We start from the raw sequence: 13,276 nt of genomic DNA on the forward strand, positions 1-13,276 counted from the left end.
CCCAAGGCCTTCCTGGCCAAGGGGACTTTTTCGATTCTTCCGTTACTTTTACTCTTCCACTTCACCGATGCTGACGTGGTTTTCAAATCCTGTTTTGGTAAATTTCCTGGTATCCAGCTCAGGCATAAGCTCTGTGGTAATAATCTTTACCATCTCTTCAAACTTTGCCAAATCCTCCTTGCTGAAACGCTTCTTACAACGAGCTTCTACAGTCTTTACATAACTGTAGGAAACATTGTAATAATCCCAAAACTTCTTCGTGGGACGAAGGTGGAACTCTCTTCGATTATTTTCATCCTGAATTTTCTCGATATAGCCCTTCTGTACTAAGGCATTTACCTTGTAAGCTGCATTGGGAGCGGAAATTCCCATCATAATGGCAAACTCCTGCACCGTAGGCTCTCCCAGAGCCTTAATGCACTCAATGCTATAGCTTTCCACAGTGGTCAGACTGGCCTCTCTCTTTTCGAATTTCGCAAACACCTGCATGTAAAAATAAATTCGAAACTTGTTGTACAACTCAATAATCGATTCACTAAACATAGCATTCTCTCTTCTTGAAATAAGTAGACTGTGACTTGTTAAACTTTAACAGAAAATCTTGCATTTGCCTATAGGGTATAAGGAATTTTTCTATAAAATTTCAAAACTTATTAATAAAATGATTTTATATAAGGGGTTTTAATGGTTCTCTTCTGAACTCCGGTAGTGTTAAAGGATAATAAGCTACGCATTTCTGCGGTACAGCTTTCCTCTTCGGGCACGCTCTCGCTTTCAGCCGGCACTGTGGGAAAACCATATTCACTTTTTACAACTTCTTTTCCTCAGTAGTGTATAATGCCCTACTGCACTGCGAAAGTCAGCTCCGCCTTCACCACGGTCTTTCCATCCACCTTGGCTTCCGCCTCTCCTATGCCAACCGGCCCTTTACGGTTTACCACCCGGCAGCTAAGCTCCAACACGTCCCCGGGACGAACCTGCTGCTTGAACTTGCAATTTTTAATTCCTCCAAAGAGAGCAATTTTTCCTTTATTTTCCGGAAGAGCCAAAAGAGCAACCGCTCCGGTCTGGGCCAGAGCTTCCACAATCAAAACCCCCGGCATTACCGGATAGGAAGGAAAATGTCCCTGAAAAAAGGGTTCGTTGATGGTAACGCATTTCTTTGCCACCGCAAATTCTCCCGCTTCGTAGTCTTGAATTTCGTCAATCAGCAAAAAAGGATAACGGTGGGGAATAATGGCTTTGATTTCTTCAATGTTTAACTTAGGCATATTGACCTCCTCTAAAAAAATTCCACCGGCAGTTTCCCCGCCGATGGAGTAGATATTGAAGATGAAACTGATAAAAGAAACTTGGCTTTCTTCTGCTGTATAGCTTTGAATTCGGGCACGCTCCCGCTAACTTCGCCCTGCAACAGTACTAAGCTTCAAGCTTCGCTACACTCGCTTTCAGCAAGTACCGGCGGGCTCAGATTGCCCGTATTTAAAGCTATACAGCCGAAAAGCCACTTTAAGTTATTTTAGCAGTTCCATCTTACTATTGGCTTACTGTATTGTAGGGAAACTACTCTGCTTTTCCGAAAACCAGAGTGGCATTATGACCGCCAAATCCTAAAGAATTGGAAAGGCTGTAGTGGAGCTCCTGCTTTCTTCCCTGATTTGGTACATAGTCCAGATCCAGCTCCTCATCCTTTACCTGATAATTCATGGTGGCAGGTACAAAGCTATCCTTCAAAGCCAGCACGGAGAAGATGGCCTCTACTGCTCCCGCCCCTCCCAAAAGGTGTCCGGTCATGGACTTGGTGGAGGATACGGGGATAGAATAGGCTCTCTCTCCAAAAACCGTCTTTATGGCGGCGGTTTCACCTTTATCATTTAAATTGGTGGAGGTGCCGTGGGCATTGATGTAATCAATCTTTTCAGGAGCAAGATTGGCATCTTTTAACGCAAGCTTCATGCAATCCGCTCCCCCTTCTCCGTTTGGTGCAGGGGAGGTAATATGGAAGGCATCACAGTTGGCACCATAGCCCAGCACTTCTCCGTAAATCTTTGCCCCTCTCTTCAGAGCATGCTCTCTTTCCTCCAGCACCAAAATGCCTGCCCCCTCTCCCATCACGAAGCCGGAACGCTCCTTATCGAAGGGGATGGAGCCTCTGCTGACTTCGGAAGCAGGAGAAAGAGCCTTCATACTGGAAAATCCGCCTATTCCCAGTTCGGAAATGGTGGCCTCGGTTCCTCCGCAAACCATAGCAGTTTCGTAACCGTCTCTGATTCTATGGAAGGCATCTCCGATGGCATTGGAGCCGCCTGCACAGGCAGTTACCGGGCAAATGCACATTCCCTTTAAATGATGGCGAATGGCAATTTCCGCTGCCGCCATATTGGAAATGGACATAGGGATAAAGAAAGGATTTACACGCTCAAAGCCCTTGGAAGCACCACGAGTATGCTCTGCTTCAATGGTTTGCAGGCCGCCGATTCCGCTGGAAACAATACAACCGATTTCTTCCTCAGGAAGCGTTCCTACAATACCGCTGTCCTGTACCGCCTCTTCTGCTGCCCACATGGCAAACTGGGTAAAGCGGGACATATGCTTTAAATCTCTTTTATCAAAAACGGTCTCCGGATGAAAATCCTTTACTTCTCCGGCTAAATGAATGCTGAAGTCCTCTGCCGGAAAGGCGGTAATGGGGCCAATGCCCACCTTTCCCTCCTGAATTCCCTGCCAGCTTTCAGCAACGGAATTTCCGGTGGGGTTCACTGTTCCTAATCCGGTAATTACAACGCGTCTTCTCTCCATAGTATTCTTATTCTCCATTTCCAATCAAGATTGCACTCTGTTTTTACAAACTCTATTGTCGCTCTACATTGCCACTCTATAGTTTCTTTCTATATCGTAACTTTATATAGCTTCATTCTATATTTTCGCTCTACATGCCCATTCCGCCGTCCACCAGTAAAGTTTCTCCTGTAATATAGCGGGACTCTCTTTTCGCGAAAAAGGCCACAGCATTTGCCACATCTTCTCCGGTACCAAAGGTTTTCATAGGAATATTCCGTAGCATCTCTTCCTTTACCGCCTCCGGCAGTCCTGCAGTCATTTTCGTATCAATAAAGCCGGGACAAACTACATTTACCGTTACATTTCGTCCTGCCAGCTCCTGGGCCAGACACTTGGACATGCCGATAAGTCCAGCCTTGGAAGCCGCATAATTGCTCTGTCCCACATTTCCGTGAACCCCCACAATGCTGGAAATCTGAATAATCCTGCCGTAACGCTTTTTCATCATCAGCTTCCCTACCGCTTTGGAAAATAAGAAGGCTCCCCGAAGGTTTGCATCCAGTACTTCATCAAAGTCTTCCGAAGACATTTTTAGAAAAAGATTGTCTCTTGTGATGCCGGCATTGTTCACTAAAACTTCAATTTCGGAAAAACGGACAACGGCCTCCGCCACAATTCTTTCCACATCCTCTTCCTTTTTTATATCACCCTGGCAAAGGAGGGTTTCTACGGAAGGATAAGCCTTATGAATTTCTTCCTCTACAGCCCTGGCTGCCGCTTCATTTCCGGCGTAGTGAAGCACCACATTTCTTCCCTCCGCCGCCATTTTCAAGGCAATAGCACTGCCGATGCCTCCGCTGGCACCTGTAACCAGACAAGTCTCTCTTTCCGCCATCTTCCTTCCTTTCTATCCATTACGCCTTGTACGTTCAAAGGATAGTCCTTTCTATTGTTCCCTCTTTACGCTTGTTGAAAGGCTTATCCCTTTTTTCCTTGCTTTCCTAAGCCGGAATCTAAGCTTTTTTACTCTCTAAAAATGCTTCCAGCTCTTCTTTATTTTCCAAGCTTGCCACTTCAAAATCTTCGATGCCCATATCCTTGGCCGTCTTCTTTAAGAAACCGGAAATAGTCTTTCCCGGACCGATTTCTACAAAGTTTCTCACCCCAAGCTCCAGAAGTCTCCTAAGATCCTCTTCCATACGCACCGGCTTTTGTACCTGTTCCACCAAAAGCTCCGGAACACTTGGGTCTCCTTCCTGTCTTTCTCTTCCTAAGAAGTTGTGAAGCACAGGGCAAGTTCCCTCTTGGAAGCTAATATCTTTAAAATACTCCCGCAGTGCTTCTCCCGCACTTTTCATAAAAGAGGTATGGAAGGGGCCGGAAACCTTTAAAGGAATCGCCTTCTTTGCCCCCGCTTCCAACGCTAAGGCGGAGGCCTCTTCCACAGCCTTCTTTTCTCCGCCGATAACGATTTGCCCCGGGCAATTTAGGTTACAAAGGCTCACAGCGCCTCCCACTTCCTTACAAACCTTGTCCAAAGCTTCCTCAGACATCCCAAGGATTGCCGCCATGGAGGATTCGATTCCCTTGGAGGCCTCTTCCATTTTCTTACCACGGAAAGCTACCATTTCCACCGCTGTTTTTGCGGAAAATACGGAAGCCGCCTCCAGTGCGGAGTATTCTCCCAAGGAAAGGCCCAGCGCATAGTCCGGCTTGATTCCGTTTTCCCGTAAAACCGCAGTCATACCGCAGGCAAATGCCACAAGAGCCGGCTGGGTATATCGGGTCTCATTGATTTTCCCTTCAGGATCCTCGAAGGAGAGCGTCTTTAGATCAAAGTCCAGCTCTGCCTCGTCATAGGCCTTTCGAAAGGCGGGGAAGGCCTCATATAAGTCCTTGCCCATTCCCTTAACCTGACTTCCCTGTCCTGCATATAAAAATGCTGTCTTCATCTTTCCTCCTTATGAAATCCCGGGAATTCCCCGGCAAATATCCGCCAAAATCTCCGCCACCGGACGAATCTTTGTGACCTGTCCGCAGGTCTGTCCTGCCATGAGGGAACCGGTTTTGATATCTCCGTCAAAAACCGCCCTGCGAAGGGAGCCAAGAGTAAACTTTTCCAGTTCCATCTTATCAGCCCCTGCCTTTTCCTGGCTTAAGTACTCTCTACTCATTTGGTTCTTCAGTACCCGCACCGGTACACCGGCAATTCTTCCGGTGACAATGGTGTCGGAGCCGGAGGCCTTCAATACCGCCTCCTTATAATTTTCATGGATGGGACATTCCTCCGCCGCCAAAAGAGCCGTACCAATCTGGGCACCGCAGGCTCCTAAGGTAAGCACGGCCTGCATTTGCCGATTGTCTGCAACACCGCCTGCTGCAATCACCGGAATGGAAATCGCATCCACCGTCTGAGGCACCAAGGTCATAGTGGTCATTTCTCCGATATGGCCTCCGGACTCACAGCCCTCCGCAATCACCGCATCCGCTCCCAGCTTTTCCAGTCTTTTCGCCAAGATGGGAGCCGGCACCACAGGAATCACCTTGATTCCCGCCGCCTTAAAGGCTTCCATGTAAATGCCGGGATTTCCGGCTCCGGTGGTTACCACAGGCACCTTTTCCTCAATGCAGATTTCCACCATCTTATCGGTTTCCGGATTCATCAACATGAGATTCACCCCAAAGGGCTTATCGGTTCTTTCCCGAAGGATGTGGATTTCCTTACGAAGCCCCTCCGCCTCTCGAATGCCTCCTGTGCCAATCAAGCCCAAGGCTCCCGCGTCAGAACAAGCCGCCGCAAAGGCTCCCGTGGCAATATTGGCCATTCCTCCCTGAATAATGGGGTAACGAATTCCTAACATCTCCTGTAATCCGGTCATAATCTCTCCTTAATTTCCTTTACTTTCTCTACGCTTTTTCGTACTGAATTTCTGCTGAGGCATAGGTCAGTCCCGAGCCGAAGCCCACCAAAACCAGCTTGTCTCCGGAATGTAAAAGGCCCTTTTCCTGCATATCCTTTAAAGCCATGGGGATGGAGGCTCCGGAGGTATTTCCGAAATACTCCATATTTTCAAAAAACTTCTTAGGATCCGCCTTCATGTGTCGTACCACATTTCGAATGATTCTGGAATTGGCCTGATGGCAAACCACATGCTGCACGGTTTCCAAGCTGTCTCCGGTCTTTTCCAAGACCTTCTCAATGCAATGAGGAACGATGTCAATGGCAAAGAGGAAAACGCCCTTTCCATCCATTACCAGGTGATCCAGCTTTTCATGCTTTCCGGCACTGACTCCCTCTCCCTGTTTCTCCGGATTCTCCGTGCCATCCTCATAGAAGCCGTCAAAGGCTCCGGTGTAAATGCCGGGAGCCATAATGGAATAATCCCCCTTAGAGCCCAAGTAGGAAGCGTAGAGAGTCTTGGCATCTCTTTTTACCACAGCAGCTCCTGCTCCGTCTCCGAAAATGACGGAGGTGGTTCTATCCTCTATTTTCAGTAGTCGGGAAAGCTGTTCCGTTCCTACCACCAGGGCATAGTCCTTATTGGTGGAAAGTAAAAGCCCCCTGGCCACCTCCAGCCCGTAAACAAAACCGCTACAGGCCGCATTCAAATCCAATACGGGAACATCTTCTTTCGTGCCCAATTCCCTTGCCACGATGGCTGCAAGGCTCGGGGTAGAGAAATCCGGAGACATGGTAGCCACCACAATCACCCCGATGTCTTCTCCCTTTAGTCCCGCATCTTCTACAGCCTCCTTAGCCGCTTTAACCGCTAATGTTCCCGCACTCTCATCCTTTTCACAAAAACGTCTTTCATGAATGCCTGTTCTGGGAAAAATCCATTCGTCACTGGTATCCACCAGCTTCGCCAGGTCATCATTGTGTACCCTCTTGCTTGGGATAGCCGATCCAAGGCCAAGTATCTTTAGTCCTTCCATCATTCCTCTTTTCCTAAATGTTTCTGAACTTAGAGAGTCTGTCCTTACGGATTTCATGACGACTCATACCATCGTAGTATGCTAAAGTCTTCTCCAAGACTTGATCCAATGCCTTGTAAAGACTTTCCGGGTCATCCTGGGCGCCTCCCAAGGACTCCGGCACAACCTCATCCGCCACATTGGCTTCCTTTAAATCCTTTGCGGTAAGCTTCATCACCTTTGCCGCTTCAGCCGCACGGGAGCTGTCCTTCCATAAAATGGTAGCAAAGCCCTCCGGACTGAGAACGGAGTAAATGGCATTTTCCAGCATCAAAATCTTATTGGCTACGCAGATTCCCAAAGCACCGCCGGAGCTTCCTTCTCCCGTAACCACCGCAATCACCGGCACATGGAGTGAACTCATAAAGGCAAGGTTTTTCGCAATGGCCTCCCCCTGTCCGTGCTGCTCCGCCTCCAGACCGGGATAAGCTCCCGGAGTGTCTACGAAGGTGATAATCGGTCTGTCAAACTTCTCCGCCTGCTCCATGATTCTTTTTGCCTTACGATAGCCCTCCGGACAGGTCATTCCGAAGTTGCAGGAAAGATTTTCTTCCACCGTTCTTCCCTTTCTGTGACCTAATACCGTTACCGGACGTCCGTGAAAACGGGCAATTCCTCCGTATATAGAGCGGTCCTCATCATAAAGATGGTCTCCCTTTTGCTCGAAAAAGTCTGTAAAAAGGGCGGAAACGAAGTCCTCCACATGGGGGCGTCTAGGGTGTCTTGCCAAGAATACCCGATCTCCCGGCTCCAAATCCTTACAGCTGTCTAAAAGCTTCTTCTTTTCCTCTTGTAAAACTTTGATTTCCTCGGTTTTTTCTTCTTCCGCAAGAAGAGCCTGAATTTTCTCTTCTAAGGCGTCTGTTTTTTCCAATACTTCCTTAATCATCTATATTCCTCCTTGATTCCCGATTCCGACAATGTCATTTTCAATCCTGGTTTTTCCGGCATGAAGGATTTCCATCCTACTTTTGTCCCTTTTGAACTTTTTTCAGCCGGCCTCTTCCAAACTGAGGCTTCCCGTTCCTGCAGTAGGGAAAATTTGTCCATAAACTGTCTTAAGCCTTCTGATGTAATTTCAAAAGCTGAATCAAGGTTTCTCTCATATCTTTTCTCTCCACAATCTTGTCTACGAAGCCGTGGCTTTCCAGATATTCACTCTTCTGGAAGCCCTTGGGGAGCTTACTGTTAATGGTCTGCTCAATAACTCTGGGGCCGGCAAAACCGATGAGCGCTCCCGGCTCTGCCAGGGTAATATCTCCTAATGTGGCAAAGCTTGCAGTTACTCCTCCTGTGGTGGGGTGAGTTAAATAGCTGATAAAAAGTCCCCCGTGCTCGGAGAAAAGCTCCACTGCCGCAGAGGTCTTTGCCATTTGCATAAGGCTGTAGATTCCCTCCTGCATTCTGGCTCCTCCTGAAGCGGAGAAAATAATCAAGGGGCATTGCTCCTTATCCGCCACTTCAATTCCTCTGGTTACCTTTTCTCCCACGGCCTGAGACATGGAACCCATAAAGAAGCGACTGTCCAGTACCAATACCACCACAGGAATTCCTCCAATTTTCCCCTTGGAAGAAACCACCGCCTCTTTCAGGCCGGTTTTTTTCGCCTGGCTTTCCGCCTTCTCTCTATACTCCGGGAAGTCCAAAGGATCCTTTACCGCCATATCCTGATCCAGCTCCTGGAAGGTTCCCGGATCATAAAGCATTTTCAAGCGATAATAGGCTCCGATAGGACTATAAGAACCGCAATGAGGGCAAATATAGTAATTTTCTTCCCAACGGGAATGAAGTGCTCTTCTTCCGCATTTTCTACAGCTGATAAAGGTTGCAGGCACCTTTAATGGGGCAGCTCCGCTCATGGTATCTTTATTGGCTTTTTGCCGTAAGTCCCTGTCTTTCACCAGCTCTACCAGACTTTGAATGGGTGATTTCATATTTCCTCCTATGGTTCTTGACCTTTCCTTTAGAAACAATTCTTTTCTTTGAGAAAAGCGTCCCTAAGGACGCCTGTTTTCTGTCTTTCTATCTTGATAAATTTACGCCTTTGCGTTATTTGCATAGTCTAAAATATCTTTTACGGTATGCATCTTTCCGATTTCTCCATCAGGAATGGAAACGCCCAGCTCATCCTCTAAAGCCATGTGCAGCTCCACTAAGGAAAGAGAATCCACCTCTAAGTCCTTCTGCATATCTGCCTCTAAAGTAACCTTATCCTCATCACATGCCAAAGTATCTACAATGATTTCCTTTAATCTCTCGAATTCCATACTGAACTCCTTTCGCCTTTTTACTAAAAATTATTTTAATTAAATTTTCGAAAGCAATATAACTGTAAATCATAAAATTGTCAATAGAATATTTTTTTAAGGGATATAGTTTAAAATATGCAAGAAGTGGTTTTGAAAACCACTTCTTGCCGGGGAAGAGGGATTTGGAAGAGCAAAAATAGGTAGCTGTGTTTTTCACAGCTACCTACTCCTATGCGAAAGAGAGCCGGACGAGAATGCATTTTCGTCCGGCTCCCTTTTGTATAGGAGTTACGCTTACCCTGCCGAAGGGCAGGGCAAGCTATTTTTGCAATTTTATCTCTTTCCTTCCCTACTTCTTCAGAAAGGAAAGTCTTTTCTCATGCTTTGTTTTGCCTCTTAGGCTTTAACTCTGCTTCTGTTCTGACTTGTCTTAATCCATAGCAAAATACCAAATAATAACACTACGCCAACCCCTAATGGAATCCAAGGTGTCTTTAAAAATCCTGCCAAAACATAACTAATCGAGGATACCCCGGCCACCAAAAGGGCGTAGGGTAACTGGGTTTGCACATGGTTGATATGAACGCTTTGGGCTCCGGCAGAGCTCATAATGGTGGTATCGGATATGGGAGAACAGTGGTCTCCGCAAACCGCTCCCGCCATGCAGGCGGACATGGAAAGAATCATCATGTTGGTATCCACATCCTGGAAAATGGCCACCACAATCGGAATCAAAATTCCGAAGGTTCCCCAGGAGGTTCCTGTAGCAAAAGCAAGGCCAATGGCAATCAGGAAAATAAATACCGGCAGGAAAGATAATGCGGAGCCTGCACTGCTCTTTACCATCACTGCCACAAATTCCTTCGCTCCCAAGCTATCCGTCATAGCCTTCAAAGACCATGCAAAGGTTAAAATCAAGATAGCCGGCACCATCTGCTTAAATCCCTCCGGCAGGCAGTCCATTCCTTCATTAAAGGAAAGGGCGTTTCTGCCAAAGTAATAAAACAAGGTCACTACCAAGGCACCAAAGGAACCCAGCACCAATCCTGTAGAAGCATCTGATTTGGAAAATGCCGTCACAAAGTCAGCACCATTGAAAAATCCTCCGGAATAAATCATGCCCACAACACAGAAAACAATCAACGAGAAAATCGGCACCAGCATATCCAGGATATGCCCTTTTCTTCCCTCTTCCTCAGTGGCTTCTCCATAGGGACGCTCTGCTGTAGTAAACAGGTCATTCCTCTCTACCGCATTTTCCTCATGAAGCTTCATGGGACCAAAATCCACATTAAGCAAAACCAAAAAAATCAGCATACAAAGGGATAGAAGGGCATAGAAATTATAAGGAATGGTCTTCACAAAGAGCTTCATTCCATTTTCCCCTTCTACGAAGCCGGAAACTGCCGCTGCCCAGGAGGAAATCGGCGCAATGATACATACCGGCGCCGCCGTAGTATCAATGAGATACGCCAGCTTTGCCCTACTTATTTTGTGCTGATCCGTTACCGGTCGCATCACAGAACCCACGGTCAAGCAATTAAAGTAATCGTCAATAAAAATCAGGCAGCCTAAGGCAATGGTAGCCAGCATAGAACCCTTTCTGCTTCGGATATGCTTCTTCGTCCAATCTCCAAAGGCTTTGGAACCGCCGGTTTTGTTCATCAGCTGTACCATCATGCCTAAAATCACCAAAAAGCAAAGGATTCCCACATTCCAGGCATCGGAAAGCACATGGATAATGCCGTCCACAAACACATGGTTAAGTGTCCCCTCCAAGTTATAGCCGGAATATAAAAGAGCGCCGGATAAAATCCCTAAGAACAGGGAACTGTAAACCTCCTTGGTAATTAAAGCCAAGGCAATGGCAATCACCGGTGGCACCAAAGACCAGGGGGAATTCTGCACCGACTCCTTACTGGTCAAAAAAGCCGCTGCCACCAAAAACAAAAGTACAATACAGATGGAAGTCAGCGAAACAATACGGTTACTCTTTTCCTTCATTCTTTTCTTTCCCTTCTTTATAAAAAACAAAACAGGAATACTTTACAAAAAATCATTACTTCTTGCAAGTATTCCTGTTGCTTTATTCGAGGGAGCCTGTTGCTTTATCTACCAGTGAAATTCAGCTTATTATGGGGATATTGAAATAAGAAAACACATCGTATAGGAAAAGCAGAATGAATAAGCCTAAAATAACCAACAATACGGTTAATAGCTTATGTTTCATCACAAAATCATATTCTTCGGGGGCGGACAAACTTGTCTTTGTAAATATTTTGACGAATATAGAAAAAACAAACAATCCGTAAGCTAAGCATATATAAAAAATATCCATAGGCGTGAAATTAATAGTATTTACATAAATTCGCTAGGTACATCCATACAGTTTAAGTCTAGCATATATTTTAATTTGTTTAAATATGTAGGAGAAAATTTTATAATAAAAAATTGCCATAGAAATGATATATCCCCTCTTTGCCGGACATGCAATATGGAGAGAATATATCAATTTCTATAGCACTTCAAATACAGCGAAACTCTATTTTATATAAATGTAGCCATTTTCAAAAATTATGGATATAAGATTACTAATTCTATAACATGTAGGTTTGGAAAAGGGGTAGTCTGAGCCCTTCAGTACTTACTGAAAGCGAGCAAAGCGACGCTTGAAGTTAGTACTGCTAAGTGGCGAAGCTAGCGAGAGCGTGCCCCTATCCAAAACTACATGGTATAGAATGCATTAATATATACTATCTTTTAAAATCCGAAATTGTCATAGAGGGAGCTTTCGGAAAGCACCTCTCCAATCACGGTTTGGATTTCTTCGATATTTTCCTTGGGGAAGAAGTCTCTGGCAAGGCCTAAAGTTTCGATTTGTTCTCCCTCTCCCATACCCAGCTTCTCATAGGAAATAATGAAGTTTTTCAGATTGCTGTAGGCGTCACTAACGGAGAGATTCCGGTTCTCCATCAAAATTTTCCCAAGAGCCTGCAGATATTTTCCTTCCAAAAGAACCTTTGCCGCCTCGGCACGAATTTCCTTTTCTTCCTTCCCCTTTGGCGCAATATACCAGCATTCATCCTTCTCCCAGCCGTACTGCATCACAAGTTTTCCGGTCATGTCTCTATAGTACTGGAACTGTCCTGCATCATCCACTACCAAGAAGCCGTTTTCTGCCTTCTTCAAAAGATTTAAAAGGAGTCGTCTGTCTAAAACAGGAACACGGAAAAGACCGATGTCCTCTCCTTCATTAAAGCCTCTCTCCTGAACCTTCTTTACGATTTCCTTTGCGGCAGTTTCGGAAATTCTGTAGCAGGCATCCTCTAAAGCCAGATCCTCCACGGTTTTCCGAATAAATTCCTCACTCTTTCCCCGCTTTGTCCCAAGCTCCCACATAGCCTTGGCAAAGCCCTGGGTCTGGGCGTCAATCATTTCCTCTCGAATATTGAAAAGGTGGTGACTCAGCATTGCCGCTTTCTTAACAGAGGAAGCCAAATCCTCTGTGCGGAGCTCAATGGCATAACGGGGACGATCTCCCTTAATACCGATACCGATGGAAGCCACATTGGGAGAATCCTTCAGACTTTCCTGAATCCGTGGATCAGACCAGGAAATCGGCTTCTTTTCATAATTTTCCAAGACAATAAAACGAACATTGGAAAGCATACGCCATTCCTGCTTCAAGATTCTGTAAGCCGTATCCTGTCCAAGGGTATAAATTCCCACATAAACATTGATTCTGGGATTCTTCTCCAAGAAAGAACGGAATAAAGCCACATTTTCCCTTGCTTCACCGGAAGAAAGCTCTCGGTTTAGCTTATCCATATCCATAGGGATAGATGGGCGTCTCCGCATATACATGAAGAGTTCATATTTACTTTCCGGAATGCGAAGGGAGGTTCTTCCCACTTCAATGGCTGACTCAATATCCTTCTTTACGGCGGTCATCATATCCGTCAATTCTTTTCGGGCATCCGCATTTTCCGCATAGGGGCATTCCATCAGAGTCTTTAACTCTTCTCCTCCGGAATTTTTCTGTACAAGGCGGATTCGTCCCTGTTCTTTTTCCAGGAGGAGCTCAATGTTCTCTGTTTCTAACACCGTGCTTATTCTGTCGCCCTTTACAGACAACAAGTCCAAAGGTTGTTTCTCAACGGGCTCTTCCCCGTCTTCCCCGAAAACTTCCTCAGGCTTTTTAAAAATCATTTGCATTAGTGACATAAGCTCTCCCTCTCCTATACCCTAATCCACCTTTATCACAAACAGTT

12 protein-coding genes are annotated in these 13,276 nt (G+C 46.0%); all 12 read right to left on the minus strand.

The genetic code is table 11. The features are described from left to right. Positions 1–48 precede the first annotated feature (48 nt). The 12 genes from HNQ46_RS05685 to HNQ46_RS05740 all read right to left on the minus strand — a co-directional run bounded on the left by HNQ46_RS05685 (position 49) and on the right by HNQ46_RS05740 (position 13,229). Complete coding sequence (locus HNQ46_RS05685; protein WP_183683755.1) at positions 49–543, minus strand: MarR family transcriptional regulator; 495 nt, start codon at positions 541–543, stop codon at positions 49–51. A gap of 299 nt (positions 544–842) precedes the next feature. After that, positions 843–1,271 carry a 3-hydroxyacyl-ACP dehydratase FabZ gene (gene fabZ / locus HNQ46_RS05690; RefSeq protein WP_183683756.1) on the minus strand — a complete coding sequence of 143 codons (429 nt, stop codon included), beginning with the start codon at positions 1,269–1,271 and terminating at the stop codon, positions 843–845. 292 nt (positions 1,272–1,563) lie between these two features. Next, a complete protein-coding gene (fabF, locus tag HNQ46_RS05695) occupies positions 1,564–2,799 on the minus strand; it encodes a beta-ketoacyl-ACP synthase II (RefSeq protein ID WP_183683758.1) in 1,236 nt (411 codons plus the stop codon). Positions 2,800–2,929: 130 nt separating this feature from the next. After that, positions 2,930–3,676 (minus strand): 3-oxoacyl-[acyl-carrier-protein] reductase, encoded by a 747-nt coding sequence (fabG, locus tag HNQ46_RS05700; RefSeq protein ID WP_183683760.1) that lies wholly within the window; start codon positions 3,674–3,676, stop codon positions 2,930–2,932. 118 nt (positions 3,677–3,794) lie between these two features. Then, positions 3,795–4,733, minus strand: a complete 939-nt coding sequence (fabD, locus tag HNQ46_RS05705; protein ID WP_183683762.1) for an ACP S-malonyltransferase — start codon at positions 4,731–4,733, stop codon at positions 3,795–3,797. A gap of 9 nt (positions 4,734–4,742) precedes the next feature. After that, positions 4,743–5,660 (minus strand): nitronate monooxygenase, encoded by a 918-nt coding sequence (locus tag HNQ46_RS05710; protein WP_183683764.1) that lies wholly within the window; start codon positions 5,658–5,660, stop codon positions 4,743–4,745. Between the two features lie 28 nt (positions 5,661–5,688). Continuing rightward, positions 5,689–6,720, minus strand: a complete 1,032-nt coding sequence (locus HNQ46_RS05715) for a 3-oxoacyl-ACP synthase III family protein (RefSeq protein ID WP_330604549.1) — start codon at positions 6,718–6,720, stop codon at positions 5,689–5,691. Positions 6,721–6,730: 10 nt separating this feature from the next. Further along, the gene (locus tag HNQ46_RS05720) at positions 6,731–7,645 is read right to left on the minus strand and encodes an acetyl-CoA carboxylase carboxyltransferase subunit alpha (protein ID WP_183683766.1); all 915 of its coding nucleotides are present in this window, start codon (positions 7,643–7,645) and stop codon (positions 6,731–6,733) included. Between the two features lie 169 nt (positions 7,646–7,814). Next, a complete protein-coding gene (accD, locus tag HNQ46_RS05725; protein WP_183683768.1) occupies positions 7,815–8,690 on the minus strand; it encodes an acetyl-CoA carboxylase, carboxyltransferase subunit beta in 876 nt (291 codons plus the stop codon). Between the two features lie 102 nt (positions 8,691–8,792). Next, complete coding sequence (locus tag HNQ46_RS05730) at positions 8,793–9,023, minus strand: acyl carrier protein (RefSeq protein ID WP_007157597.1); 231 nt, start codon at positions 9,021–9,023, stop codon at positions 8,793–8,795. 378 nt (positions 9,024–9,401) lie between these two features. Next, positions 9,402–11,009 (minus strand): Na+/H+ antiporter NhaC family protein, encoded by a 1,608-nt coding sequence (locus HNQ46_RS05735; RefSeq protein ID WP_183683770.1) that lies wholly within the window; start codon positions 11,007–11,009, stop codon positions 9,402–9,404. A gap of 756 nt (positions 11,010–11,765) precedes the next feature. Beyond that, on the minus strand, positions 11,766–13,229 hold the full coding sequence (locus HNQ46_RS05740; protein WP_243155859.1) for a hypothetical protein: 1,464 nt from the start codon (positions 13,227–13,229) through the stop codon (positions 11,766–11,768). Positions 13,230–13,276: the final 47 nt, after the last annotated feature.

The sequence above is a fragment of the Oribacterium sinus genome (genome assembly GCF_014202695.1).
In the GTDB taxonomy this organism is placed as follows: Bacteria; Bacillota; Clostridia; order Lachnospirales; family Lachnospiraceae; genus Oribacterium; species Oribacterium sinus.

Excerpts from the sequence above, each read along its gene's own strand:
- HNQ46_RS05685 (WP_183683755.1), bottom strand. The coding sequence starts at position 543 with ATGTTTAGTGAATCGATTATTGAGTTGTACAACAAGTTTCGAATTTAT.
- fabZ (WP_183683756.1), bottom strand. The coding sequence starts at position 1,271 with ATGCCTAAGTTAAACATTGAAGAAATCAAAGCCATTATTCCCCACCGT.
- fabF (WP_183683758.1), bottom strand. The coding sequence starts at position 2,799 with ATGGAGAGAAGACGCGTTGTAATTACCGGATTAGGAACAGTGAACCCC.
- fabG (WP_183683760.1), bottom strand. The coding sequence starts at position 3,676 with ATGGCGGAAAGAGAGACTTGTCTGGTTACAGGTGCCAGCGGAGGCATC.
- fabD (WP_183683762.1), bottom strand. The coding sequence starts at position 4,733 with ATGAAGACAGCATTTTTATATGCAGGACAGGGAAGTCAGGTTAAGGGA.
- HNQ46_RS05710 (WP_183683764.1), bottom strand. The coding sequence starts at position 5,660 with ATGACCGGATTACAGGAGATGTTAGGAATTCGTTACCCCATTATTCAG.
- HNQ46_RS05715 (WP_330604549.1), bottom strand. The coding sequence starts at position 6,720 with ATGATGGAAGGACTAAAGATACTTGGCCTTGGATCGGCTATCCCAAGC.
- HNQ46_RS05720 (WP_183683766.1), bottom strand. The coding sequence starts at position 7,645 with ATGATTAAGGAAGTATTGGAAAAAACAGACGCCTTAGAAGAGAAAATT.
- accD (WP_183683768.1), bottom strand. The coding sequence starts at position 8,690 with ATGAAATCACCCATTCAAAGTCTGGTAGAGCTGGTGAAAGACAGGGAC.
- HNQ46_RS05730 (WP_007157597.1), bottom strand. The coding sequence starts at position 9,023 with ATGGAATTCGAGAGATTAAAGGAAATCATTGTAGATACTTTGGCATGT.
- HNQ46_RS05735 (WP_183683770.1), bottom strand. The coding sequence starts at position 11,009 with ATGAAGGAAAAGAGTAACCGTATTGTTTCGCTGACTTCCATCTGTATT.
- HNQ46_RS05740 (WP_243155859.1), bottom strand. The coding sequence starts at position 13,229 with ATGTCACTAATGCAAATGATTTTTAAAAAGCCTGAGGAAGTTTTCGGG.